The organism is Amycolatopsis sp. NPDC089917, assembly GCF_040684635.1.
GTDB lineage: Bacteria > Actinomycetota > Actinomycetes > Mycobacteriales > Pseudonocardiaceae > Amycolatopsis.
The window spans coordinates 17,251-41,740 of record NZ_JBFBGL010000005.1 but is presented as its reverse complement, the minus strand read 5'-3'; the positions used below and the strand labels follow the sequence as shown (position 1 = coordinate 41,740).

At 69.8% G+C, this 24,490-nt stretch carries 26 protein-coding genes and 1 pseudogene; 11 read left to right on the top strand and 16 right to left on the bottom strand.

The window, feature by feature from the left end; genetic code table 11:
• Positions 1–11 precede the first annotated feature (11 nt).
• Entirely contained in the window at positions 12–731 is a 720-nt protein-coding gene (locus AB0N89_RS05670; RefSeq protein WP_364200554.1) for a Clp protease N-terminal domain-containing protein, read from the top strand.
• Positions 732–845: 114 nt separating this feature from the next.
• Here the strand turns inward: AB0N89_RS05670 and gndA are convergent, their stop codons facing one another.
• Entirely contained in the window at positions 846–2,285 is a 1,440-nt protein-coding gene (gene gndA / locus AB0N89_RS05665) for an NADP-dependent phosphogluconate dehydrogenase (RefSeq protein ID WP_364200552.1), read from the bottom strand.
• A 318-nt stretch (positions 2,286–2,603) separates the two neighbouring features.
• Positions 2,604–3,512 carry an MBL fold metallo-hydrolase gene (locus AB0N89_RS05660; RefSeq protein WP_364200550.1) on the bottom strand — a complete coding sequence of 303 codons (909 nt, stop codon included), beginning with the start codon at positions 3,510–3,512 and terminating at the stop codon, positions 2,604–2,606.
• Positions 3,513–3,731: 219 nt separating this feature from the next.
• Here AB0N89_RS05660 and AB0N89_RS05655 point away from each other — a divergent pair, with 219 nt between their 5' ends.
• The 3 genes from AB0N89_RS05655 (at position 3,732) to AB0N89_RS05645 (ending at position 6,341) form a co-directional block, all read left to right on the top strand.
• Entirely contained in the window at positions 3,732–4,589 is an 858-nt protein-coding gene (locus tag AB0N89_RS05655) for a helix-turn-helix transcriptional regulator (RefSeq protein ID WP_005163455.1), read from the top strand.
• Positions 4,590–4,654: 65 nt separating this feature from the next.
• Complete coding sequence (locus tag AB0N89_RS05650; protein ID WP_364200548.1) at positions 4,655–5,479, top strand: SAM-dependent methyltransferase; 825 nt, start codon at positions 4,655–4,657, stop codon at positions 5,477–5,479.
• A 4-nt stretch (positions 5,480–5,483) separates the two neighbouring features.
• The gene (locus AB0N89_RS05645; RefSeq protein ID WP_364200546.1) at positions 5,484–6,341 is read left to right on the top strand and encodes an SAM-dependent methyltransferase; all 858 of its coding nucleotides are present in this window, start codon (positions 5,484–5,486) and stop codon (positions 6,339–6,341) included.
• Between the two features lie 4 nt (positions 6,342–6,345).
• Here the strand turns inward: AB0N89_RS05645 and AB0N89_RS05640 are convergent, their stop codons facing one another.
• Together AB0N89_RS05640 and AB0N89_RS05635 are read right to left on the bottom strand one after the other, a co-directional pair.
• Complete coding sequence (locus AB0N89_RS05640) at positions 6,346–6,612, bottom strand: hypothetical protein (protein WP_364200544.1); 267 nt, start codon at positions 6,610–6,612, stop codon at positions 6,346–6,348.
• A gap of 4 nt (positions 6,613–6,616) precedes the next feature.
• Positions 6,617–6,871, bottom strand: coding sequence for a hypothetical protein (locus tag AB0N89_RS05635; RefSeq protein WP_364200542.1), 255 nt, complete (start codon positions 6,869–6,871; stop codon positions 6,617–6,619).
• A 369-nt stretch (positions 6,872–7,240) separates the two neighbouring features.
• On the opposite strand from AB0N89_RS05635, the gene AB0N89_RS05630 reads away from it, so the two are divergent.
• Positions 7,241–7,495 (top strand): DUF397 domain-containing protein, encoded by a 255-nt coding sequence (locus AB0N89_RS05630; RefSeq protein WP_364200540.1) that lies wholly within the window; start codon positions 7,241–7,243, stop codon positions 7,493–7,495.
• A gap of 58 nt (positions 7,496–7,553) precedes the next feature.
• On the opposite strand, the gene AB0N89_RS05625 is transcribed toward AB0N89_RS05630, so the two are convergent.
• The 7 genes from AB0N89_RS05625 to AB0N89_RS05595 form a co-directional block, all read right to left on the bottom strand.
• Positions 7,554–8,102 (bottom strand): hypothetical protein, encoded by a 549-nt coding sequence (locus AB0N89_RS05625; protein WP_364200538.1) that lies wholly within the window; start codon positions 8,100–8,102, stop codon positions 7,554–7,556.
• Entirely contained in the window at positions 8,095–9,228 is a 1,134-nt protein-coding gene (locus tag AB0N89_RS05620) for a hypothetical protein (RefSeq protein WP_364200536.1), read from the bottom strand. The genes AB0N89_RS05625 and AB0N89_RS05620 overlap by 8 nt, the downstream gene beginning before the upstream one ends.
• A 19-nt stretch (positions 9,229–9,247) precedes the next feature.
• The gene (locus AB0N89_RS05615) at positions 9,248–9,655 is read right to left on the bottom strand and encodes a FixH family protein (RefSeq protein WP_364200534.1); all 408 of its coding nucleotides are present in this window, start codon (positions 9,653–9,655) and stop codon (positions 9,248–9,250) included.
• Positions 9,652–11,100 carry a hypothetical protein gene (locus AB0N89_RS05610; protein WP_364200532.1) on the bottom strand — a complete coding sequence of 483 codons (1,449 nt, stop codon included), beginning with the start codon at positions 11,098–11,100 and terminating at the stop codon, positions 9,652–9,654. The genes AB0N89_RS05615 and AB0N89_RS05610 overlap by 4 nt, the downstream gene beginning before the upstream one ends.
• 112 nt (positions 11,101–11,212) lie before the next feature.
• The gene (locus AB0N89_RS05605; RefSeq protein WP_364200530.1) at positions 11,213–12,094 is read right to left on the bottom strand and encodes an oxygenase MpaB family protein; all 882 of its coding nucleotides are present in this window, start codon (positions 12,092–12,094) and stop codon (positions 11,213–11,215) included.
• Positions 12,091–12,639, bottom strand: coding sequence for a TetR family transcriptional regulator (locus AB0N89_RS05600; protein ID WP_364200873.1), 549 nt, complete (start codon positions 12,637–12,639; stop codon positions 12,091–12,093). The genes AB0N89_RS05605 and AB0N89_RS05600 overlap by 4 nt, the downstream gene beginning before the upstream one ends.
• The gene (locus AB0N89_RS05595; RefSeq protein ID WP_364200528.1) at positions 12,636–14,018 is read right to left on the bottom strand and encodes an amidase; all 1,383 of its coding nucleotides are present in this window, start codon (positions 14,016–14,018) and stop codon (positions 12,636–12,638) included. The genes AB0N89_RS05600 and AB0N89_RS05595 overlap by 4 nt, the downstream gene beginning before the upstream one ends.
• An 89-nt stretch (positions 14,019–14,107) precedes the next feature.
• On the opposite strand from AB0N89_RS05595, the gene AB0N89_RS05590 reads away from it, so the two are divergent.
• Positions 14,108–15,112, top strand: coding sequence for a D-cysteine desulfhydrase family protein (locus tag AB0N89_RS05590; protein WP_364200526.1), 1,005 nt, complete (start codon positions 14,108–14,110; stop codon positions 15,110–15,112).
• Between the two features lie 78 nt (positions 15,113–15,190).
• On the opposite strand, the pseudogene AB0N89_RS05585 reads toward AB0N89_RS05590, so the two are convergent.
• A pseudogene (locus tag AB0N89_RS05585) lies at positions 15,191–15,661 on the bottom strand (DUF998 domain-containing protein); the annotation flags it as partial.
• Positions 15,662–15,795: 134 nt separating this feature from the next.
• Positions 15,796–16,569: a hypothetical protein gene (locus AB0N89_RS05580; protein ID WP_364200524.1), complete on the bottom strand. Its 774-nt coding sequence runs from the start codon at positions 16,567–16,569 to the stop codon at positions 15,796–15,798.
• A gap of 61 nt (positions 16,570–16,630) precedes the next feature.
• On the opposite strand from AB0N89_RS05580, the gene AB0N89_RS05575 reads away from it, so the two are divergent.
• Both AB0N89_RS05575 and AB0N89_RS05570 read left to right on the top strand, forming a co-directional pair.
• A complete protein-coding gene (locus AB0N89_RS05575; protein WP_004559389.1) occupies positions 16,631–16,840 on the top strand; it encodes a sigma factor-like helix-turn-helix DNA-binding protein in 210 nt (69 codons plus the stop codon).
• Positions 16,840–17,364, top strand: a complete 525-nt coding sequence (locus tag AB0N89_RS05570; RefSeq protein WP_364200522.1) for a Clp protease N-terminal domain-containing protein — start codon at positions 16,840–16,842, stop codon at positions 17,362–17,364. Before AB0N89_RS05575 ends, AB0N89_RS05570 begins: the two co-directional genes overlap by 1 nt.
• A gap of 30 nt (positions 17,365–17,394) precedes the next feature.
• On the opposite strand, the gene AB0N89_RS05565 is transcribed toward AB0N89_RS05570, so the two are convergent.
• Positions 17,395–18,027: a hypothetical protein gene (locus tag AB0N89_RS05565; protein WP_364200520.1), complete on the bottom strand. Its 633-nt coding sequence runs from the start codon at positions 18,025–18,027 to the stop codon at positions 17,395–17,397.
• 61 nt (positions 18,028–18,088) lie between these two features.
• Here AB0N89_RS05565 and AB0N89_RS05560 point away from each other — a divergent pair, with 61 nt between their 5' ends.
• On the top strand, positions 18,089–19,543 hold the full coding sequence (locus AB0N89_RS05560; protein WP_364200518.1) for a PLP-dependent aminotransferase family protein: 1,455 nt from the start codon (positions 18,089–18,091) through the stop codon (positions 19,541–19,543).
• A gap of 453 nt (positions 19,544–19,996) precedes the next feature.
• On the opposite strand, the gene AB0N89_RS05555 is transcribed toward AB0N89_RS05560, so the two are convergent.
• Positions 19,997–21,094 (bottom strand): hypothetical protein, encoded by a 1,098-nt coding sequence (locus AB0N89_RS05555; RefSeq protein ID WP_364200517.1) that lies wholly within the window; start codon positions 21,092–21,094, stop codon positions 19,997–19,999.
• A 383-nt stretch (positions 21,095–21,477) separates the two neighbouring features.
• On the opposite strand from AB0N89_RS05555, the gene AB0N89_RS05550 reads away from it, so the two are divergent.
• A complete protein-coding gene (locus AB0N89_RS05550) occupies positions 21,478–21,969 on the top strand; it encodes a sigma-70 family RNA polymerase sigma factor (protein ID WP_364200515.1) in 492 nt (163 codons plus the stop codon).
• A 15-nt stretch (positions 21,970–21,984) separates the two neighbouring features.
• Here the strand turns inward: AB0N89_RS05550 and AB0N89_RS05545 are convergent, their stop codons facing one another.
• The gene (locus AB0N89_RS05545) at positions 21,985–23,148 is read right to left on the bottom strand and encodes a pyridoxal phosphate-dependent aminotransferase (RefSeq protein ID WP_364200513.1); all 1,164 of its coding nucleotides are present in this window, start codon (positions 23,146–23,148) and stop codon (positions 21,985–21,987) included.
• A gap of 29 nt (positions 23,149–23,177) precedes the next feature.
• Here AB0N89_RS05545 and AB0N89_RS05540 point away from each other — a divergent pair, with 29 nt between their 5' ends.
• The gene (locus AB0N89_RS05540) at positions 23,178–24,476 is read left to right on the top strand and encodes a DUF445 family protein (RefSeq protein WP_364200511.1); all 1,299 of its coding nucleotides are present in this window, start codon (positions 23,178–23,180) and stop codon (positions 24,474–24,476) included.
• The last annotated feature ends 14 nt before the right edge of the window (positions 24,477–24,490 follow it).

Here is a 24,490-nt window from a genome sequence, read left to right as displayed (position 1 = left end):
AAGTTGACGGCATGACCAGTCCAGTTCGTCTCGACGACCTCATCTCCCACATCAAGCAGCAGCATCCCGACGGGGACGTGCTCGGCCAGCTGTCCGACGCTGTCTTCCTCGGCGAGCACCTGGGCGAAGTGGCCGACCATCTGATCGGCCACTTCGTCGACCAGGCGCGGCGCTCCGGCGCCTCCTGGACCGAAATCGGCAAGAACATGGGTGTGTCCAAGCAGGCCGCCCAGAAACGCTTCGTCGAGCCCAGCGGCTCCTCGCTCGAAGACCTCGTGAAGGTGTTCAGCCGCTACACCGATCGCGCGCGGCACGTCGTAGTCGCTTCACGGGACGCGGCTGTCGCGGCGAAGAGCCCGCAGATCGAGCCCGTGCACCTGATCCTCGGCCTGCTGGCCGAACCCGCCGCGCTCGCCGCCGGTGCGATCGTGGCGCAGAAGGTGACCCTCGACGCCGTCCGGGAAGCCGCGACGGCGGCGCTGCCGGACCCCGCCGGCGAACCGGTGGAAGCGGCGAAGATGGCCTTCGGGTCGCAGGCCAAGAAGGCGCTCGAACTCACGATGCGGGAGTCGTTGCGGCTCGGGCACAACTACATCGGCACCGAGCACATCCTGCTGGCCCTGTTCGAACTCGGCGACGACCTGCTGACCGGGCTCGGGCTCACGAAGGACGCGACCGAGGCGGTGATCCTGCGGGCGTTGGCGGAGATCGTCGCGGCGCGCGGGGAGTGACCAGGATCGTGCTCACTGTCCTGGTGTTCGTCGCCCTCGTCCTCTTGGCCGTCTGTACATGAAGGCCCCCTTCCTTGCGCCTAGGTACATAAAGGGGGCCTTCATGTACCTCTGTCAGGCGGAGGACTCGGGACGGCCGTCGGCGGCCCAAGCGGTGTGGAACGAACCTTCCCGGTCGACCCGGCGGTACGTGTGGGCGCCGAAGTAGTCACGCTGCCCCTGCACCAACGCGGCGGGGAGCCGCTCGGCGCGCAGACCGTCGTAGTAGGCCAGCGCGGTCGAGAAGCCCGGCGTCGGGATGCCGAGCCGCACCGCCGTGGAGATCACCGAACGCCAGGAGTCCTGGGCGTCCTCGACGGCCTTGCGGAAGCCGCCGGAGGTCAGGAGGGTCGGCAGCGCGGGCTCTTCGGCGTACGCGGCCGTGATGTCGTTCAGGAACTTCGCGCGGATGATGCAGCCTCCGCGCCAGATGGACGCGACCTTGCCGAGGTCGATGTCCCAGCCGTACTCGGCGCCGCCCGCCTGGATCTGGTTGAAGCCCTGGGCGTACGCCACCACCTTCGACGCGTACAGCGCCTGCTCCACGTCGTCCGCGAAGGTGTCCAAAGCGGACCCGGTGAGCGGAGCGCGCGAAGGACCGCCGAGGCCGCGAGAAGCCTCACGCAGGTTCGACGAACCGGACAGCGAGCGCGCGAAGACGGCTTCGGCGATCCCGCTGATCGGCACGCCCAGGTCCAGTCCGATTTGGACGGTCCAGCGGCCGGTGCCCTTCTGCTCCGCCTGGTCCGCCACGATGTCGACGAACGGTTTGCCGGAAGCGGCGTCGGTGTGGGCCAGCACCTGCGAGGTGATCTCGATCAGGTACGAGTCCAGCCGTCCGGAGTTCCAGTTCTGGAAGATGCCGGCGATCTCGGCGGGGGAGTAGCCGCCGGCGCCGCGCAGCAGGTCGAACGACTCGGCGATCAGCTGCATGTCGGCGTATTCGATGCCGTTGTGCACCATCTTCACGAAATGCCCGGCGCCGTCCGCGCCCACGTGCGTGCAGCACGGTTCGCCGTCGACCTTCGCCGAGATGTCCTCGAACAGCGGCCCGAGCGACTGGTACGACTCCTGGGAACCGCCCGGCATGATGCTCGGCCCGTGCAGCGCGCCCTCTTCGCCGCCGGACACACCGGTGCCGACGAAGTGGATGCCCTTCTCGCGCAGCGCGGCTTCGCGGCGCCGGGTGTCCGCGAAGTGCGCGTTGCCCGCGTCGACGATCACGTCGCCCTTCTCCAGCAGCGGGACGAACTCGTCGATCACGGCGTCCGTCGGCGCACCGGCCTTGACCATGATCACGACCTGGCGCGGCCGCTCCAGCGCGTCGACGAACTCCTGCGCCGAGTACGCCGGGATGAAGTCGCCTTCGTCGCCGAACTGCTCGACCAGTTCCTTCGTCCGCTGCTCGGAGCGGTTGTGCAGGGCCACCGTGTGCCCGTGCCTCGCGAGGTTCCTGGCCAGGTTGCGGCCCATGACCGCCAGGCCGGTGACCCCGATGCTCGCCTTCTTGCTCATCCGCACCCTTCCGCTTCGATTCCCGTGCCGAGCCTATCCCCGTTGAGGGATACGGCGCCGGGGCGAGAAGGGATCAACGCCGAGTTGTCCACAACCTGACCGGCCTGTGGACAACTCGGCTCGACCACCCCTGACCGACCGGGGGCGCCGGTACGCTGGGTGCGGGGCCGTCCCCCAGGGACGGGTGGGGGGCTGGGTTTCGGGGCGAGGGTGTCTTGAAAGGGTCGTTCAAGACGAAAAGTGTCCTGAACGACCCTTTCATGACATTCGGGGGCCGAGGGCCGGCCGGGGAAGCCTGGGTCAGCTAGACGCCTCGCCTCAGGAGAAGCAGCGGATCGGGGCGCCGTTGAAGGTGACCATGTCCGTCATCGCGGCCCCCAGGTCGATCGGCCCGCCCCACTCCAGGCCGTCCAGTTCGGCGTAGGCCCGGTGCAGGTTCGCGGGCAGTCGTTCCTGTTCGGACAGTGCCTCGTAAGGCCCGAGATCCGCTTCGCGCGCGGCCTGGAGAGGTGTCAGGCCCGCGGCCTTGCCGTGGGACGCGAGCTTCTGCAGGAAGCCCAGGTAGCCGTCGACGACGTCGATCGCCTCGGGCCCGCACACCGGGCCGTGGCCCGGCACGATCGTCTCCGGCTCCAGCTCGCGGACCAGGTCCAGGGCCTTCCGCCAGCCGGCGGGCGAGCCCATCAGCGCGAACGGGCTGCCGCCGTTGAAGATCAGATCGCCGACGAACAGCACCCGCCGTTCCGGCAGCCAGACCAGCACGTCGTTGGTGGTGTGCGCGGCGTGCCCGGGGTGGATCAGCTCCAGCCGGACGTCGCCGGCGTGCACGGTCAGCCGGTCGTCGAACACCACTTCGGGCGGCCGCAGCTCCAGATGCCCCCAGTCGCTTCCCGTGAACGAGTTGTCGTAGGTGGTGATCCCGGTCGCGACCATCACCTCGCGCGTCTTCCGGTGCCCGACGATCGTCGCGCCCGCCGCCAGGTAGTTGCCGTTCGTGTGGTCGCCGTGGTGATGCGTGTTGACCACGGTCGTCACCGGCGCCCCGCCGGTCGACGCCGCCGTCTCCAGCAGGGCGCGCGTGCGCCGTTCGGTGGAACAGGTGTCGATGACCACGGTGTGATCACCCGCGGAGACGAAGCCGCAGTTGTTGATCCACCAGGAGCCGTCGGGTTGCACGTACCCGAAGACACCGTCGGAGAGCTGCCGGGCGAAGGGGGATTGGTCCACCTGGTCACTATGCCCGGACAACGTGCCCGAAATGTGACGAGATCGATCCGCTACCAGGGTGACGTGCCAGGTGACTGGTGTTTTCGGCCGTTTCCTGGAACGCTGCGCAATGTCATCATCGAACCCCGCAAGGTGAAGTACCCTGGGTGGGTTCGAGTATTCGCGCGCAGGACGGCGGGCAGCCGCGGTCCTGATTATGTGGTCCGGGAGAGCAAGGCGATGGCCAGCACCGTCACCTCGCGCCGGAAGCAGCTCGGGAACGAGCTCCGGCATGCCCGCAACGCCGCGCGGATGACACAGCAGCAGGTCGCCGAGGTTCTCGGGTGCACCCAGGGCAAGGTCAACAAGATCGAGTCCGGTGCCGTCGGGGTCAAACTCGGGGATGTGCGATCGATGCTGAACGCGTTCGGGATCAACGGCGACGAGGCCGACACGCTGATGAACCTGGCCCGCGCCGCGGCCGGGCAGCGCGGCCACTGGTCCGGCTACCGATCCGTGGTCCCGCATTGGTTCCGCACATTCACCGACCTCGAACCTGCGGCCGCGGAGATCCTCACCTGGCACGGCGAGCGCATCCCCGGCCCGCTGCAGTCCGAGCACTACATGCTCAAGCAGTTCACCGAAGCCGGCGCCACCGACGTCACTTCGCTGGTCCGCAACCGGCTGGACCGCAAGGCCGTCTTCGAGCAACAGCAGCCGCCCTACTACCGGTTCATCATCAGCGAAGGCGCCCTGCGCCGCGCCCCCGGCGGCTCCGCCCCGGCCGTGATGCTGGACCAGGTCGAGCATCTGCTGGCGCTGGACAAACATCCGCGCGTGTATGTGCACGTGTTGCCGTTCGGCGCCCGCCTCGCCGCCGTGCCCAACGACTTCACCATCATGCGCTTTCCCGATCGCACCAGGGATTTCGTCTACATCGAGCATTCCGCGGGCGGGTTGTACCTCGACGACGTCAAGGACTTCAACATTTTCGTAGACTCCTGGGACAGGCTGCGCGGAGCCGCGCTGGAACGCCAGGAAACCCGGCAGTTCCTCAAGGAACTCGCCGAGCTGTACCGCAATCAGATGCAATCCTGAGAGCTCGCCGCCGTCCTTCGGTAGGGTTGTCCGCACAGGCGCGGTCGAGTGGACAGGGGCTGGACGTGGACCCGCAGTTCCTACCCGAGGGCGTGGACCTCGAGCGCCCCAACGCCGCCCGTATCTACGACTGGGCGCTCGGGGGAACCGCGAACTGGGCGGTGGACAGGGAATTCGGCGAGCAACTGGTCAAGGCCTTCCCGCTCATCCGGTCCCTCGCCAGGGCCAACAGGGCCTTCCTCGGCCGCGCGGTGCGGCACTGCGCCGAACACGGCGTGAACCAGTTCCTCGACCTCGGCTCCGGCGTGCCGACGGTCGGCAACGTCCACGAGATCGCCGGAGAGGCCGACGGCGACAGCCGCTGCGTGTACGTCGACAACGAACCGGTCGCCGTCGCGCACGCCAGGATCCTGCTGGAGAAAGACGGGGATCCCGCCAGGCACGCGGTGATCGGCGGCGACCTGCGCAACCCCGACGACATCTGGGAGCGCGCCTTCGACACCGGCGTGCTCGACCCGGCCCGGCCGGTGGCCCTGCTCACCGTCGCGGTCCTGCATTTCTCGCCCGGCCCCGAACTCGCGTCCGTCATCGCGAGGTACCGAAGACTCCTGCCTGCGGGCTCCTTCTATGTTCTTTCCCACGTCACGATGTCCGATGTGGAAGGCGACGAGCTCGAACAGATCAAGCGCGTCGTGAAGCAGTACGAACAGTCCAGCACCCCCGCCTCCTTCCGGGACAAGGAAGAGATCAGGGGCTTCTTCGGGGATTTCGACCTCGCGGCGCCGGGGCTGGTCCCCGTCGGAGCCTGGCGGCTGGACGATCCCCGCTCTCCTGCGCTTAACTGCGCCATCGGCGGGGTCGCCCGCAAACCGGTTTCCGACGAGGTGTGACGGTATGACGACGCAGCAGGACCCCAGAGACCCTGAAGCCCCCGAAGGCGTCGACCTCGAACGCCCCAACGTGGCCAGGGTGTACGACTGGTTCCTCGGGGGTTCCGCCAACTGGGCCATCGACCGCGAGTTCGGCACGCAGGTGCTCAAGCAGTTCCCGGAGGTCAAGACCTTCGCCCGGGTCGGCCGCGACTTCCTCGGCCGCGGCGTGGGATACCTGGCGCGCCAGGGGATCACCCAGTTCCTCGACATCGGCTCCGGCGTGCCCACCGTCGGCAACGTCCACCAGATCGCGAGCGCCGTCAACCCGGACAGCCGCGTCGTCTACGTCGACATCGAGCCGGTCGCCGTCGCGCATTCCCAGCTGCTGCTGGAACGCGAGGGCCTGCTCGGACGGCACGCGGTCCTGCAGGGAGACGTGCGCGATCCCGCCGACGTCTGGAAGCGCGCCCTCGAAACCGGGGTGCTCGACCCCCGGCAGCCGATCGGGCTGGTCCTCGTCGGCCTGCTGTACTTCCTCGGCCCGGACGAACCCGTCCACGAGATGGTCCAGCGCTACATCGACTTCCTGCCGCCGGGTTCGTACTTCCTGTCCTCGCACCTGACCGAGGACGGCGTCACCCGCAAGGAAGGCGACAACCGGGAGAACGTCCAGGAGCTCTACAAGAAGACCAGCGCGCCGTTCCACCTGCGGTCCCGCGCGGAGTTCACCGCGTTCTTCGACGGTCTGGAGCTGGTGGAGCCGGGCATCGACTGGATGGCCACCTGGCATCTGGACGAGGCGGCCTCCCGGGCCAGCGACCGGTTCGCGGACGACCCGACCTTCACCGGCGGACTCGGCGGCCTGGGCCGCAAGCCCTGATCCCTCAGGCCCGGCCGGTCAGATGCCCGATCAGGGGCGTCAGCTCGAACTGACCTTCGAGCGGCCGGCCGGTCCTGATCAGGTCCCGGTGCGCGTCGCGCTGGACGGGGAAATCGACTTCGGAGTTCCACGGAGGCTGCTTGCGCAGCGGGGCCTGGATGAGGCTGAACCCGAACCGCTGACGCAGTTCGAGCCCGATGTTGCGGCGCTTCGTCGATGCCAGGCGTTCGTCCTCACGGCGGAACAACAGCGTGGTGAGGCGGACGGCCATGACGTCACACTCCCCGGCTCGGGCGGGGCAACCGCGTCTGGTCGACCGAACCGGCGAGACCGAGACAACGCTCACACGGCATCCCCGAACCGACGGGGACCCATTCCAGGTGGTCGTAAGGCATCGCGGCGCCGCAACGGGCGTGCAGGAATTCGGGGTGCGAGCCCCCGGAGTGCAGGTCGAAGAGATGCGCGGAACGGCGGCTTTCGCCCGCTGTCCCGGCCATGAGCCTGCCGACGGCGAGTACCGTCGCAGGCATCGTGTCCTGAATGATCACGCTGATCCTCCCCCACGAGGTCGGCGGTGGGTGGTCGTGCGCCCCGGGGATCGTGTCCAGGCCGGTCACCTGCCGTCGGTGACCAACCGGAATGGGCGAAGTCCCTGGTGAGCGCCCCCGGTGACGGCCGTCGCCGAGGTTTCCGCATACTGCGGGCGAATCACCAACAACCGAGCCCCGGCCGCTGCGATTAATCCTACTCCTGGAATAATCTTCATGTCGAGAGTGGGCGGAGTTGATCACCCACTTGGCCGTGCGGGATAGTCCCGTTGAGGCAAGGAGAAGCTGGGGCCGTGACGGTTCGCGCAGGTCGCGACTCGCACCCCCGACCGACGTTCGGAGGTACGACCAATGGCCGATTATCCATCGGCGGCGGATTACGATCCGACCACGGCCGTGTCGCTGTTCGACGACTCCGCGTGGGAGAAGTCCTTCGCGAGCGAGCCCAACGGGGGCAACTGTGTCGAGGTCAATCTCGCCAACGAAGGCCTGGTCGGGGTCCGTGACACCAAACTGGCCAATAGTCCCGTCTTCGTCTTCGATTCCGGTGAGTGGAACGCCTTCCTGAAGGCGGTCAAGGCCGGACAGTTCGATTTGAGCCCTTGACGGAAGGCTCGCGTGCCCATCGGGACACGCGAGCCATCCGATCTTCGGTCACTTCGAGTCACACCGTCGCCGGGAGCCCGCTCCCGCGCAGTCTCGCCTTCGTGCGCCGCCAGGCGATGACGATCAGGACGGCCAGGACGATCAGCGGGATCAGGCTGATCGACCAGCTCACCGCCATCGGCGGTCCCGGCTGTTCGAGCACCGTCAGATCGCGGAGTTCGCCCGTGCCCTTGCCGGCAGGCCCGTCGATCTCGAACCGGAACGTCCACGAGCCCTGCGTCTGCAAGGCCCGGATGTCCAGCCCCCACACCTCCAGCTTCCGCGGATGTTTCGCCAGCGGCTGAGCGCGGCCCAGCCTGCCGGTCTCCGGATTGACGAACGCGAGCGTCCCCGACTTCCCGGCGATCCCGTCGTCGGGGATGAACGTGAAGTCCAGCGATTGCATGGCGCGCAACGGCCACGTGCTGAACCCGACCGTCATCCCGTACGGGCCGACCTGCACCCGCTCGGTGTGGACGATGTTGACCGGTTCGTAGGCGTTCGCCACGGGCGTGGCCGCGAACAGCAACCCGATCGCCGCCGCCAAGGCCAGCAGTGTCTTACGCATGCGCGCCGTCCCCCTTCGCTGGGGCCAGCAGCCTCAGCATCCCGCCGAACCGCCACCCGGCGAACCCGCCGAGCAGCCCGACCACCGCGCCGGCGGCGCCCGTCCCGAACACGAACGCCCACTCGACGTGCGAGGCCCCGTACACGATCACGTTCTGGATCGGCATGCTCGCGCCGATCAGGAACCCGCCGATCCCGCCCGCCAGCACCGAAACCCGGCCGGTGGACCAGCCGCGCCGCGAAAGCAGGTAGACCGCTTCGAGCACGGCCGCGATCGGCAGCAACGCCATCGGCATCATCGCGGGCATCGCGGGCACGCCGTCGATGTAGTCCCGCATCGGCAGTCCGACCGCGCTCGCGTACGCCTCCGCCGCCCACGGTGAGAACCACCAGGTGGCCGCCTGGATGACCGCCAGTGCCGCGGCGACCCGGACCGCGCCGCCCGGGCGTCCCCAGAACGCGGCGCCCGCCGAGACCAGCAGCACCGAAAGCAGCGCGATCCCCACGGAGATGACGTCGACCCCGTCGAGGTCGATCTGCTGCAGCCCCAGCACGGTCACCGTGCTGAACGCGATCAGCACGCCGAGGCTGCCGACCACGCCGACGCTGCCCCAGCGGTGCTCCCGCGCGGCCGCGAACACCATGACCGTGCCGATGATGCTCAGCGTGATCGACAGCAGCAGCCCGATGTGCGGCGGCGAGTCGATCACCGCGTCGAAGCCGTACAGCCCGTGCCACCACTGGTCCCACAAGCCGTACAGCAGGAACATCGCCGCGCCGGTCCCGGCCACCAGGTAGCCGGCCGGTGCGGCGAAGAGCCTGCCGAAGACGTTGATCGCGCGGCCGCCGACACGGGCGTCGACCGGGCGGCCCGCCCGGCGCGCGGCCGTGGTCATCAGCACGACCACGAGGCTCGCGAGCCCGGAGATCGCGCTGCCCGAATACAGGAACAGGTGCGGCAGCGTGAAGAACGTGTCCGGGCCGACGTCGCCGTGCCACTGGATGTCCCAGGTCAGCCCGATCAGTGAGATCACCGATCCGGCCAGCACCGTGCCCGCCGGCACGAGCCCGGCGCGTTCGCTTCGTGTCACCGAGGCGGCCCTCGCCCCTCCCGCGGTGAGATCCATACCCCCGACCTCCCTCTCTTTACTTGACCAGCAAAGGAAAAACGTGCTGCGTCGAACCGGACGGCCCGCGCAGTGAAACGGTGATCTCCCATTGGCCCGACATCGGCAGCAGGACGTCGCCGGTGCGGAACCGGCCCGGTGCCTCCGCGATCGCGGGCGACGGGGCGAGCGCGTGCCCCATCTGCGGCATCACCGGTTCGACGGTGACGACGTCCGGCGCGGCGCCGGTGACGGTCAGGGCGAAGACATTCCCGCCCTGGTGCGGATCCACGACCGAAAGCCGCACGGTGTACGGGCCCTGGGTCGAGCGCTGAACCTGCTCCCCGCCGCCGCTCGGCCACACCAGCCAGGCCACGATCGCCGCCACGAGCACGGCGACCACGGAGATGAGCAGGACCGGCCTTTGTCTGTCCACTGTGGAACTCACTGTGGTGCTCCTCCGGTCGGGACTTCGATCTGCATGGGCACGGTCAGCACCGTGTAGTCGCGTTCGGCCTGCAGCCAGACCCGGTACTTGCCCGGTGCGGCGAAGGTGTAGGTGAACGGGACGTCGGGGCCGTACGCGGCGACGGTCTCATCGGGCTTTCCCGGCATACCGGGCGATTGCGGGATCATCGAGTGCACATGGGCCCAGGTCGGCGCGGCAGCGGCATCCGCGCCGACCCGGTGGTCGCCGGTTATCGGGCCGACGACGATCAGGTGGCCGAGCATGCCCAGCCAGGGTTGGAGATCCGCTTTGCCGAACCGCGCGGTGATCGTGGCCGGCGTCCCCGGCTTGACCTCGACGTCGACCGGATTCCCGTGCACGACCCGGCGTCCGGCGCCCGGCGGCACGGGTTCGGCGGCCGACGTGGTGCCCGCCGCGACCTCCAGCGTGGCGCGGACCAGCTGCACGCCGCCCCCTCGCCGGGCGACCTCCGCGGCGACGGCGTAGGTCCCCGCCTCGGGCGGCGTGAACTTCACCCGGTAGTCGCCGGGCGCGACGCGCACCGGATGCAGATGCCAGAGCCTGCCCGTCGGCGAGATGACGACGAGATGCACCAAGGCGTTGTCGTGTACCAGAAGATCGTCGACCGCCCGGCCGGTCGCGCCGTCCGCGAAGGCGAGCCGGACCTCGGTGAGGCCACCCGATCGCGCGTTCGGCGATTTCACGGCCAGGTTCACCGGCGGCCGCGAGAAGTCCACAGAGGACATCTGCGCGTTCGCGTACGGATCCTGGACGTTGTCGCTCGTCGGGTCGAGCGCCGCGCCCGGCGCGGGCGGTGCCGGTGTCGACGCGGAGAGCAACGCGCCGGTGACCGCGACCGCGAGCGCGGCGACCATCCCGCCGGCGGGGATCAGCGCGAGCTGCGGCCGCCGGACGCGCAGCGCGACCACGAGACCGATCACCAGGAACACGCCCGCGGCGACGAATCCGCCGAAGGTGGCCTTCTCCCAGGGCGGAATGACCCTGGCCGGGACGAGGAACGGGATCGACGCGGTGTCCGTCCCGTCGTCGAGGCCGAGCTCCCACGGTCCGGGCTGGTCGACCTTCAGCAGCGCCGGATGGGCGCCGGGCTTCCCGTCCAGCTGGACCGTGGCTTCCGAAAACGTCGTCCCGGCCGTCGACGCGCGCAGCTTCAGCGTTCCCGGCGCGCTTCCGGCGTGCGTGACGACGTCGACGTGCAGCGGGCCGGGCGCGATGTCCATCCGCCGCAGCACGACCGTGAGGTCGCGAGTGCCGAGCGTCTGCGCGACCTGGACGTCCGCCCCGCTCGACACGCCGTCCGCCCGGGCGGTGCCGCCCAGCAGGAACGACGCCAGCGCGCAGAGCACGAGTACGCGGGCGATGACCAACGGCGCCGTGCGCCGCCCCCTCGGTGATTTCCCCATCCTGCCCGAAGTTAACGACGAAAGCCGGGGAAAGCGTCACGGTGCGGGGTGAACTGGGGTCCCTCGTGAAGGGGACGTCGGCCCTTACTCCGGTAGGGGAGCACCCAGAGGACTAAACGCGTGAGCCGCCGGGGCCATCGGCGCCGCCCAGGAAGCGGTAAGCGCGCGGATGCCCCCGGAACCAGACATTCAACCTGCCGATCCGGCGCACGAGCGAGGACCGCAGCGTCACCGGCACGAGCCCGCCCGCCACCTTCACCACCGTGCGGAACCGGTCGAACCGGCGCTGATCCCGATCTGTCCACTGGAGACCGAGGCGGTCGCGCAGTTCCGGCGGAAGGGCGCCGCGGAGGACGAACATCTGGCCCCGATGCTGCCATCGCTGAAGCCGAGCCCAGCGTTTGTCGGGCAGCCATCGCCACGGCTTCTTCACCGTCCGGATCGTTTCGAACAGCGTCGAGATCGTCCCGTTCGGACCGAACCCGTCGATGGTTTCCGCGTAGTACCGCTCGAATTCCGGCCACGTCGGCGGCATGTCCCGCTCGCGGAGCCCGAGAAGCCGTCCGACGTCGCACATCTGCGCGTAATACTCGTCCAGTTCGGACGCGGTCATCGGCTTACCGTAGAACCGTTGCGTGTCAACGGGAACCATGACGAGCGTGGCGTGCACCCACGCGTACGCGCGCGGGTTCAGCGCGCTGTAGCGGCGGCCGTCGGTGTCGACCCCGGTGAACTCGCGATGCAGCGCGCGCAACCGGTCCGCCTCGTAGCGGGCGCCTTCCGGGCCGCCGTAGATGTAGATCGACAGCGACGCGGCCGTGCGCATCAGCCGCGTCCACGGATCCGCGACGTAGTCCGAATGATCCCGCACCCCGGCCGCGACGACCGGATGCGCGACCTGCAGCACCAGCACCTGTCCCGCCAGCAGCCCGGCCCGGAAGTCGCCGAAGTACCGCCACGCCGCCGTGCCCTTGATGATCGGCGGACCGCTCACGACGCGCCGCGGACGAGCATCATCAACGACTGCGCGACCCCGACGCCGTCGTCGCCGGTGGCCAGCCTGCGCAACTGCAGCCCGGCGATGATCGCCACCACCGGACCGGTCAGCCGTTCCGGCGACGGCACGCCGAGCGTCTTCAGGATCACCAGCGCGAGCTCGTCGTAGGCGGCGAAACACCGCGCGGCCGCGTCCTGGAGCCCGGGGTCGCGCGCGGCCTGGAGGTACAGCTCGTGCGCGCCGAGCTCGTCGGTGCCGAACGGGAGCTGCGAGATGACCTGCTCGACCACCGACGCGGCCTGCTCGACGCTCAAACCCTGCTCGCGGTAGGCGTCCACGAAGCCGGTCAGCTTCGTGGTCTCCTCCTCGACGAACAGCAGCATCGCCTCGCGCAGCAACGCGGTCTGGCTGGGGAAGTGGTAGGTCAGCGTGCCGAGCGAGACCTCGGCCTGCCGTGCGATCCGGCGGTTGGTCAGCCCTCCGACGCCCTGTTCCCCGACCACCTTGAGCGCGGCGTGGAGGATCGTCTCGCGGGTGTTCACCAACCGGTCTCGGGCTTGCGGTCCTGCCACCGTTCGACCTCTTCCAGTTGCGCGGCCAGCGAGATCAGCCGTTCCTCGGCGTGCGAGGGGCCGAGCAGCTGACCGCCGAGCGGCAGGCCCTCCGGGCTCAGCCCGGCGGGGACGTTGACGCCCGGCCAGCCCAGCACGTTCCACGGCCAAGCGTACGGACACGCGGCGATCATGGCCTGGTCGGTCTGCCAGCCGGTGAGCTTGTCGAAGGTGCCGATCCGCGGCGGCGGGGTCGCGGTGGTCGGCGTCAGCACGACGTCCACCCGGCCGAACACCGAGCCGATCTGCCGCTGCAGCAACGGTTCCGTGGCGCGGGCCAGCCGCAGCGCCGGTCCGGCCAGTGCCGAGCCCTGTCGCGCGTTGGCCCGTGTGCGCGGGTCGAGCCGTGCCTGGTCCGGGACGCGACGGGACCAGTCACGCACGCCGACGAGCGAACGCGGCAGGAAGGTGAGGCCGATCAGCCGGTAGTCGGGTTCGATCTCGACGATCTCGTGGCCGAGTTCGGCGAACCGCTCCGCGAGCCGGACGACGGCCGCGTGTGCCCGCGGGTCGAGCCGGGTTTTCGTGGCGGTGAAAGGGATCCTGGTGGACAGGCCGATCCGCATCCGGCCCGGTTCGCGGCGCGCGGCCGACTGGAACGCGGTCCCGGTCCCCGCCGCGACGTCGAGCAGCAGGGCGGCGTCGGCGACCGTGCGGGCGAGCGGGCCGACCACGGTCAGGCCGTGGAAGAGCTCGCGTTCGGTCGGGACGCGGCCGCGCTGCGGTTTGATCCCGACCAGGCCGGTCCACGCGGCCGGGATCCGGATCGACCCGGCCCCGTCGGAACCCAGCGCGGCGGCGATCACCCCCGACGCGATGGCCGCCGCCGCGCCGCCCGAGGAACCGCCCGGGGTGCGTTCGGTGTCCCACGGATTGCGGGTCGCGCCGAACGCGGGGCCTTCGGTGAACGGCCACTGGCCGAGTTCCGGGGTGTTGGTCTTGCCGATGAGCACCGCGCCCGCTTTGCGAAGCGCGGCGACAGGCGGGGAATCCGTTGTGGCGAGGGAGAAGTCGCCTTCGCAGCCGAACGCGGTCGGCAGCCCGGTGACGTCGAGGTCGTCCTTGATCGCGGTGGGAACGCCGAGCAGGGGAGCGGTCTCCCCGGCGGCCAGCCGCCGGTCGGCCTCCTCTGCCTCGCGAAGGGCCTCTTCGGAGCGAAGGCTTTTGAAGGCGTTGAGACTCGGCTGGCTGGCCTCGGCCTTTTCCAGCGCCAGACGCGTGAGCTCGACCGACGTCGTCGCCCCGGCGGCGAGCATCGAGGCCTGTTCGGCCAAACCGGTGAAGGCGAGTTCGGGTTTCGACGTGGTCATGGTTCCCCCTTGCCGCTCTCGTTCGTTCAAACGAACGATACCACCGGGTAACCTCGATCGCGCGTCCTCGGTGTGGTTACGTGACCTGCATGAACCTTGATCGCTTCCCCCGTGTGGACCTCGGTGGTTACCCGACGCCGCTGCATCCGGCGCCCCGGCTGGGCGAGGCCCTCGGTCTGCCGAACCTGCTGCTGAAACGGGACGACGTGCATCCGCTCGGCGTGGGCGGCAACAAGCTGCGCAAACTCGAGTTCCTGCTCGGCGCGGCGATCGAGAACGGCGCCGACACGGTGATCACCTTCGGCGCGCTGCAGACCAACCACGGCCGCCAGACCGCCGCGGCCTGCGCGAAGCTCGGGCTCCGGTGCGAGCTCGTGCTCACGGCGAAGGTCCCTCGGGACGGCGACGCGTACGAAAGGTCCGGCAACGTCTCCCTCGACCATCTCTTCGGCGCGAACGTGCACGTCTGCCGGGACGGCGAGGAGACCGGGAGGACGTACGACCGGCTGATCACCGAGGCCGCGGCCGAGGGCCGCAAGGTGGCCACGTTCCCGGTCGGCGGCTCCGACGGCGTCGGGGCGCTCGGGTACGTGGCGGCCGCGCGGGAGATCGCCGGGCAGCTCGCCGAGCTGGGCGTCACCAAGGCGCGGCTGGTCGCCCCGCACGCCAGCGGCGGGACGTCCGCCGGCCTCGTCGTCGGGACGGCGGACCTCGACTGGCTGACGCTCGACATCGCCTGCGTCAGCCATCCGGTCGACGAGGCCCTGGACAACCTGGCCGATCTCACCATCGCGGCCTCCGTGCTGCTGGGAACCGAGCCGCCGTCACTCGACGGTCTGCACCTCGACGACCGCGCGATCGGCCCCGGCTACGGCGTCCCGACCCCTGGTACGTGGGACGCGGTGCGGCTTTTCGGCCGCACGGAAGGAATCGCGCTCGATCCGGTGTACACCGGCAAGGTGGGCGCCGCGCTGATCGAGTGGGCCGCCGAAGGCCAGTTCGCGGCCGACGAGCACGTTGTCTTCCTGCACACGGGCGGGCTTCCCGGTCTCTACGGATACGCCCCCGAATTCACCGACGCGGTGGGCCGCTGACGCGACCTTCAGCATCCCGGCGATCAGGATCACGTGCGCGACAAGGGAAAGCCGTTGTGTGACACCGACCGGCACGATGTCGGTCAGCGTCTTGAAGAACGGGATGTCGGCCAGGCGCACGAAAATGAAGCTGAGTCCGAACACGACCAGGCCGGTCGCGCTGCCCCAGGCCAGGCGGCCGATCTGCCTGGCCGCGGGGGTGCCGCGCAGGTTGTCGCGCAGGGTGAACCCGGCGGCGGGCAGGCTGAGGAACGCGATGAGGCACGCGTACAGGTGGATCTCGCCGCTGACCGGGTCCGGGTATTCGGGGTAGCTCGCCGGGAAGATCGCGGCCGCCGCCAGTCCCAGTGACCACAGCACGAACAGCAGTTTCGTGGTGCGGCTCAGCGGGATCCCGGCCGCGGCCAGCGCCCCGAGCGCGGTGAGCGAGCCGATCGACAGCGAGAGCACGCTGGCGCCGAGCATGCCGGTGCCGCGGTCGACGTAGGCGTAGCTGGACAGCGTGTCGAACACCGGATCGCGTGAGCTGATCAGGTGCAGCACCACCATGGTGAACAGGGCCCATCCGATGGCCGCGCCCGACGCGAGCAGCCAGGGTCTGGCCCGCGATCTCTCCCCAGGGAACGTCATGCGTCCAGCCTGCTCGCGCGGGCGCGGATTTCCGATCCGGGAAGCCCCCGGTTCTACCCTGGGGCTACCCCGAACTCGACCAGTACCAGTAGCTGGTCATCGTGCCTTTTCGCGCGGGGCCAGCGGACGCCGTCCGGGTCCTGTTTCTCGGCCGTGCGCACCGCGTCGAGGACCGCGTCCGGGCCGCGCTCCCGGCTGAGGGCGAGCACTTCCGGCCAGCCGAACAGCCCGTACTCGTCGACACCGATCGCGACCCCGTCCGTCGCCAGCAGGAGGGCTTCGACCTCCGAACGTGGCCAACTGCGGCGCACGGCCTCCCTGGCCGCCTTCGGTTCCGCTTCGGCGACCCAGAAACCGTCCGGCGCGTTGCGTTTCGCGCGGACGTCGGCGCCCGTGCGGAGCTGACCGCTGTCGCGGAGCGAGACCAGCCTGTCGTCGGTGAGCGGGTCCGCGCCGGAGGGGCCGAAGGCGATGATCGGGCTGTCGGCGAGCACGAGCGCGTCGACGGCGTCATCCGTCCAGCGCGCGATCGCGACCGTGCTCGACGGTGATCGTCCCGGTTCGAGGCCTTCGCGGCTCGCGACGTCGGCGATCGACTCGGCCAGCAGGACCGCGAGATCCGCCTGCGGCTCCGCGGTCAGCGCCCGCGACAGGCTGCGCACGAGCAGGCTCGCGTACCAGCCGCCGGACGGCAGATCCGGTCGCGGCGCGGTCGCCCCGTCGAGCACCACCACGGCGTTGCCTAGTACGGCGACGTGGTCTTCGGTCGGGCGCGCCGCTCCGTCCGCGCCTACTCCGTCCCTTTCCGCCACTGTGATTGCGACCATGGCCAGACCCTAACTGTCAACTGAGGTTGACGTGGGCGAGATGTCAACGTAGGTTGACGTCATGACCGAAGCGACAGATCTGGCCGCGCGAGCCGGCGACCGCGATCCCCGGGTGGGATTGCGCGCCGTCGCCGCCTTGCGCCGGCTGTTGGAACAACTCGAAGCCGTGCAGGTCCGCAGCGCGCGGGTGCACGGCTGGTCCTGGCAGGAGATCGCGGCCGAGCTGGGGGTCAGCAGGCAAGCGGTGCACAAGAAGTACGGGAGGCACTGATGTTCGAACGGTTCGGCACCGAACTCCGCGAGGTCGTCATGGGGGCCCAGCGCGTCGCTTCCGACGAGGCGGCCGCGAACGTCGACCCGCTGCACCTGCTGACTTCCCTCGCCCGGCACACCGGCGTGCTGACCACCCTGGGCTGCCCGGCGGACGAACTGGCCGACGACGTCGGGCGGGTACGCCGCCGGGGCGGCATGAGCGACGCCGATGTCGAGGCCCTGAGCGGGTTCGGCATCGACGTCGAGCACATCGTCGAGCGGGTCGAGCAGACCCACGGACCCGGCGCGCTGACCGGGGGGCAGCGCGGCGGGCGCGGGCATCGGCCCTTCACCCAGGAGGCGAAGAAGGCGCTGGAGAAGAGCCTTCGCGAGGCCGTCGAAGTCGGCAGCAAGCGCATCGACGGCGAGCACCTCCTGCTCGCGCTGACGGCGCTTCCGGGCGTGGCCGCGGACGTCCTCGCGCAGCGGGGGATCGACTACCTCGCTGTCCGGCGGCTGGTGGAGCAGCGCGAGGCCAGCTGATCGCCACTCACGCCCCACTTGACCCCGCGCTCACGAGCCGGAGCGCTCCCGCCACACGACGTACGGCAGGAAAGCCTGCGTCAGCGGTCCGATGGCCAGCGCGTAGAGCACCGTGCCGACGCCGACGGTCCCGCCGAGCAGCCAGCCGGCGGCCAGGACGGTGATCTCGATGAAGGTCCGGACGAGGCGGATCGACTTGCCCGTCCGGGCCGCGAAACCGGTCATCAGGCCGTCGCGGGGACCGGGGCCGAGCCGCGCGCCGACGTAGATCGCGGCGGCGAGGCCGTTGAGCACGACACCGGCGACCAGGTTGAGGATCTGCCAGCCGAGGACGTCCTGGTCGGGCAGGAAGAGCCGGACCAGGTCGACGGTCAGCGAGATGACCACGATGTTGGCGAGCGTGCCGATCCCGGGCCGTTGCCGCAGCGGGATCCACAGCAGGAGCACCAGGACCGAGGCGGCCGCGGTGACCGTGCCGAACGACAGGCCGGTGAGCTTCATCAGGCCTTCGTGGAGCACGTCCCACGGGTCGAGGCCGAGTCCCGACCTGGTCAGCATGGCCATGCTGCCGCCGTAGAGGGCGAGCCCGCCGACGAGCTGGATCGAGCGGCGGACGGTGTCGTGCGAGATGCCGACGGGTTTGAGGTCGAGTGAAAGTGCCACGGATGCACCATCAGGGGTAAGTGGCTACCTTGACCATGGCCAATCTGGAACAATTGGCCTTATGGAACCGCTGATTCCGCTGACTGGACGCGTTTCGGGCTCGAAATTGGCTCTTTTGCTGGGGAGTTGGCGCCAGAGTGGTTCTCGACACGGTGCCGTGGATCTCGCGGCGGCGGTCGAGCTGCTGGTCCTCGACGGCAGGCTCCCGCTCGGCACCAAGCTCCCGGCCGAACGGGAGCTCGCCGACGCGCTGGACGTCAGCCGCACGCTGATCGGCGCGGCGCTGGACAAGCTGCGGGCCGACGGGCTCGTCGCCAGCCGTCGCGGTGCGGGCTCGTGGATCGCGTCTCCCGGCGGCCGGGGGCGGGACACGATCCTGCCGTCCGGGGAGGACCTCATCGACCTCGCCCAAGCCTGTCCGCCCGCCATCCCCGGCCTGGTCCCCGCCGTGGACGCCGCGCGCAAGGCGCTGGTCGACCACCTCGGCGAGAACGGCTATCACGTACGCGGCCTGCGGATCCTGCGCGAGCGGATCGCCCGCCGCTACACCGAACGCGGACTGCCGACCAACGCCGACCAGGTGATGATCACCAACGGCGCGCATCACGCGTTCGTGCAGGTCTTGCGGATGCTGGCCGGACCGGGCGACCGGGTGCTGGTCGAGCAGCCGACGTACCCGAACGCGCTCGAAGCCATCGCCGCCGCGCACGCCATCCCGGTGCCGGTGCCGCTCGACCCGGCCACCGGCTGGGACGTCGTCGGGATCGAGGCCGCGCTGCGGCAGTCCGCGCCGAGGCTCGCGTACTTCGTCGCGGACTTCCAGAACCCGACGGGCCTGCGCATGAAGGCGACCGACCGGGAGCGGCTCGCGGTCGCGCTGAGCCGCGCGCGGACGCCCGCGATCATCGACGAGACGCTGGTCGAACTGGATCTCGAAGGCGACCCGGCCGACGGGCCGCCGCCGTTGGGCGCGTTCACGGGCGACCTCGGCATCACGATCGGTTCGGCGTCGAAGTCGCATTGGGCCGGGTTGCGGCTCGGCTGGATCCGCGCTTCCGAGGACGTCATCGGCAGGCTGATCGCGGCCCGGTTCGCCGTCGACCTGGGCTCGCCGGTCTTCGAGCAGCTCGTCCTCGCCGAACTCCTCGACGACGGCGGTGCCGCGCTGACTCATCGTCGCGAGGAGACACTGGCCCTGCGCGACGCGCTGACCGGTGCGCTGAACTGGTACTGCCCCGAGTGGACGTTCACCGTGCCGCCCGGCGGGCTGTCGCTGTGGTGCCGCCTCCCGGAGCCGATGAGCACGCGCCTGGCCGTCGCGGCGGCGGGACACGGCGTGCAGGTGGCGCCGGGTTCGCGGTTCGGTGTCCACGGTGGACTGGAGCGCTGGCTGCGGCTGCCGTACTCGCTCCCGGCCGACAGGCTCTTCGAGGCCGTGCGGCGGCTGGGCGCGGCCGCCGCTTCGGTCGCCGCGACCCCCGCCACGGCCGCCCCCGTGGCCGTCCAGGTCACCTGATGCGTAGCGCGTGAAACGGAAATAGCCGGTGCGCCGGCGGGGCGGCCGATGCTCCAGGGAGGGCATCGGCGCCGCACGACCAGCGCACCGGCTATCCGGCCCGCCCCGAGGCCGAAACCTCGGGACGGGCACCGCGGCGGTTACCCGGCACAGCCCCTCGACGTGCCGGGAACCGCCCGCGGTTCAGGCGGACTTCGAGCTTGGCCGGCTCCTGCTCGGCGCGGTGAGCAGAAGCCCCCGAAGTCCACCCGGTGCTGGTCCCGGCGCCGCAGGGGCAGCGCGGCGCCGGGGCCCGGGATCCGAACCGGCCGGGCGCGGTCGGCCGTTCGGGAAGACTGGGGTTGCCTGAAAGAAGGGGCAGGCGAAAGAGACTCAAGCCGAGGACTTCAAGGGACGTCGAAACCAGAAGTTGATCTTGGTTTGGACGTGGTTCTCCCCGGCGACCCGGTCAGATCAGTCGGGAGAGGTGGCCGGAAGCGCGGCTTCCCGGCCGGTGCGCTCGCCTTCGTGGTCGCAGCCGGCTCCGATGAGCTTCAGCTGCGTGGCGGGCATTCCGGAGTCGAGCACGGCGAGCGGCCCGCGGCCGCCGCCGGAGTTGTCGTGCCCTGGCTGCGCGGTCGTCGTGGGCGCGACCGGGGTCGCCGGGGTGTTCGGCAGTCCGCCGCCGCCCGAGCCGCCGCCGTCCGGGGACGCGTGCGTGCCGGAAGCGGCGGGCCCGGCCGGTGCGGGCTTCGTGTCGGTCTTGAGCTGCACGGGCTGCGTGACGACGCGGTGGTTCTGGACGACCGGCGCCGGAGTGGGCGTCGTGGCCGGGACGAACGGACGCGGGTCCGGCGTGGTCGGCTCGGACGCGGGCGTCGTGACGGTCTTGGCCGGGACGGCGATGGTGACCGAGCCGCCCGCCGACTGACCCGATCCGCCGCCGAAGACGGGGTCGAGCACGTCGCCCGCGCCCGGGAGGAGCCCCGGAGTGCCCGATCCGCAGCACGGACCCGGTTTGACGATCGGTTCGACGACGTGTTCGCTGATTCCGCCCACGACCCCGCCGACGGTTTCGACCACTCCGCCGACCGTGTTCGTGACGAGGTTCAGCACACCGCCGATGAGGCCGCCCAGCAAACCGCCGGACGCCTGAGGCTTCGCGGTCTTCTTTTCCGGTTCCGGAGAAGAACTCTTCTCGACGGAACTCGCGTTCGAAACGGTCTTTTCCTCGACTGCGCTCTCGGAAGACGTCTTCTCGGAAGACGTGGCCTCGGGCTCTTCCTTCGGCGATTCGGTGTTCGGCGTTTCGGTGGCTTTGGTGGTCTCGACGGGTTTCGTGGTCTCGGTCGAGCTGGAGTCCGAAGTGGATTCCTTGGGGGTGGCCGATTTCCCGGATCCCGCTTCCTTCGCGGGCTGGACCACGGAAGTCTCCGGCGTCACGGGGGTGTGCTCGTCGGCGGAGGCCGGAGTGGACAGGACTGCGCCGAGAAGCCATCCCGTGAGCGCGAGCCCGCCCGCGAAAAGAATTCGCGCGCCGGCCTTCGGAGAGGTGAGGCCGTGACGGGACACGACTGCCGCACCACTCACAGCAATCACCACCGTCCGCGCCTGAAACCCACGTTCTCGGCGTGAGTTCGATCTTTCTTGGGGTCTCTTCCGGTCAGGTCGCAGTTCCCCCGGGGCTGCACCAGTTTTAGCACCGGAGGGGAGTGTTTCACCTAAGTCGCCGCTGATCCAGCCCGTTAGGCGGAACGACGCAACCGGCTCCGGTGCATGGAGTACCGAAGTTGATCACTCTCAGTGTGTGCGTGACGGCCATCCGAGCCCGGGTGGAACTACTCAAATCCTTGGTGACCTGACCTTTTCCGGATCCCCGCTGCGGTGTGTGCCGTCGAAGTCGCGTTCGGTGATCGACGCGGCGGTCATGGGCCGTCCGGAGAGGAGAGTCCGGGATGTGGGACGTGAAAGCGGTTTCGGCGGCGGTGCTCGGCGCGTTGAAGACCTATCGGCTGACCGAATCGGACGCCAGGGACGTCTGCCAGGACGCTTGGCTGGAACTGCTCCGCGCGCCGGGCGCGCTACGCGACGAAGCGAAACTCGGGGCTTGGCTGACGACCACCGCGCGGCGCCGCGCGCTCCGGATGATCACCAGGACCAGGCGCGAAAATCCGCGCGCTCTCCCGGATGCCGAGATGACCCCGGCCACCGAGCCGACGCCGGAGGCCAAGGTCGTCCGCGCCGAACTCGACCGCGCGCTCTGGGCGGCGGTCGACCTCCTGCCGGACGTCCACCGGCGGCTCATGTGGCTGCTCGCGCACCGGCCGGAGCTGTCCTATGTGCAGCTCGCGAGCGAGCTGGGGATCAGTCCGGCCAGTGTGGGCAGGCTGCGAAGACGGTGTCTGGACAGGCTCAGACGGGTGCTCGAAAAGGGCGGCTGGGCGTGACGGACATCGGACGAGTCACTGGAGTTTGCGCAATCGGGTGACCGCTTCGTCGATGACCTCGTTGCGCTTGCAGAACGCGAACCTCAGCAGATGTTTCCACTCTTCCGGGTGATCGGTGAACACCTTTACGGGCACGGCCGCCACCCCCACCCGTTCGGGGAGCTGCCAGGCCAGTTCCGCGGCGTCGTCGAAGCCGAGCGGGCGCACGTCGACGCAGATGAAGTACGTCCCCGCGGTCGGCCGGACGGCGAACCCGGCCTCCGCGAGACCGGCAGCGAGCCTGTCCCGTTTGGCCTGCAGGCTCACGCGCAGCTCCTCGGCCCACGGCACCTCGTGGTCCAGCGCGTGGGCGACGGCGGGCTGGAACGGTCCGCCCGAGACGAAGGTGATGAACTGCTTCGCCGCCTTCACCGCCGCGACCAGTTCCGGGCTCGCGCAGACCCAGCCGATCTTCCAACCAGTGCAGTTGAACGTCTTGCCCGCGCTGGAGATCGAGACCGTGCGGTCGCGCATGCCGGGGAAGGTCGCGAGCGGGACGTGCTCGGCGTCGTCGAAGATCAGGTGCTCGTAGACCTCGTCGGTGATCGCGATCAGGTCGTGCTCGACGCAGAGCGCGGCGACGGCCTCCAGCTCGGTGCGCGTGAACACCGTGCCGGTCGGGTTGTGCGGCGAGTTGATCAGGATCGCCCTGGTCCGGCCGGTCACCGCGGCGCGCAGGCCCTCGATGTCCAGCGCGAAGCGGCCGTCGCGTTCCACCAGGCCGACGACACGCCGCTCCGCGCCCGCCATGGCGACCGCGGCCGCGTACGAGTCGTAGTACGGCTCGATGACGATGACCTCGTCACCCGCCTGCGTCAGCGCGATCAGCGAAGCCGCGATGGCCTCGGTGGCGCCGGCGGTGACCAGGATCTCCGTGCCGGGGTCGTACTCGACGCCGTAGCGGAGACGGTGGCGCGCGATCGCCGCGCGCAACTCCGGCCGTCCCGGCCCCGGCGGGTACTGGTTCGCGCCCCCGAACAGCGCGTTCTTGGCGGCTTCGAGCATCCCGGCGGGCCCGTCGGTGTCGGGGAACCCCTGGCCGAGGTTGACGGCTTCGTGGCGGACGGCCAGTGCCGTCATCTCCGCGAAGATGGTCGACGTGAAGGGCTGGAGGCGGGGTACGAGGAGAGGTTCGCGCACGATCACCCATCCTCACGGACAATGGTGGTGTGGAGCAACTGACGCCCGCCAAGGTGACCCCAGCCGATCCGCCAGGTGGCACAGCCGCCGAGGAGGAGAAGCGCCGCGGCCTGCGCAAGATGAAGATGGTCGCGCTGTCGTTCCTGCTCGGGGCGACGGTGATCTTCCTGCTGACCAGCTGGGCCGAGGCCGCGGGCTGGCCGGGCTGGGTCGGCTACGTCCGCGCCGCCGCCGAAGCCGGGATGGTCGGCGCGCTCGCCGACTGGTTCGCGGTGACGGCGCTGTTCCGGCATCCGCTGCGGATCAAGATCCCGCATACGGCGATCATCCCGAACAAGAAGGACGCGCTGGGCAGCAGCCTCGGTGACTTCGTCGGCTCGAACTTCCTGTCCGAGTCCGTGGTCCGCGAGAAGCTGAGCCGGGTCGAGGTGTCCAAGCGGCTCGGCGGCTGGCTTGCGCAGCCGAAGAACGCCGAACGCGTGACGTCCGAACTCGCGACCGTCGTGCGCGCCGCGGTCAAGGTGCTCCGCGACGAAGACGTCCAGGCGATCATGGAACAGGCCGTGGTCAAGCGGATCGTGGACAAGCCGTGGGGCCCGCCGCTCGGCAAGATCCTGGAAGGCGTGTTCGCCGACGGGGCTCACCACAAGCTGGTGGACCTGATGTGCGACCGCGCCTACGAGTGGGTGCGGGACAACCACACGACGATGCTGCGCGTGGTCTCGGACCGGGCGCCGAGCTGGTCGCCGAAATTCGTCGACGAGATGCTCGCGGACAAGGTCTACGGCGAGGTCCTGTCCTTCGTGTGGGCGGTGAAGACCGACGTCAACCACCCCATGCGGCTGGCGCTGGACAAGTTCCTCGACGAGTTCGCCCAGGACCTGCAGACCGACCCCGAGGTGATGGCGCGCGCCGAGCAGGTCAAGGCCCAGATGCTGGGGCACGACGAGGTGCAGAAGCTGATCGGCTCGGCGTGGGCGACGGCGAAGGAGATGCTGCTCAACGCCGCCGAGGACCCGTCGAGCGAGCTGCGGCGCCGCGTGCGCACCGGACTGGAGACCCTGGGCGGGCGGCTGGTCTCCGACGACCAGATCCGGTCCAAGGTGGACACCTGGGTGGAAGGCGCCGCAGCCTACGTGGTCACGCACTACTCCCGGGAGATCACCACGATCATCACCGACACCGTGGAGCGCTGGGACGCCGAGGAGACCTCGCGCAAGATCGAGCTCCAGGTGGGCCGGGACCTGCAGTTCATCCGGATCAACGGCACGGTGGTCGGCGCGCTCGCCGGTCTGGTCATCTACGCGGTCGCGCAGCTGCTCTTCTGAGCCTTCGGCGTATA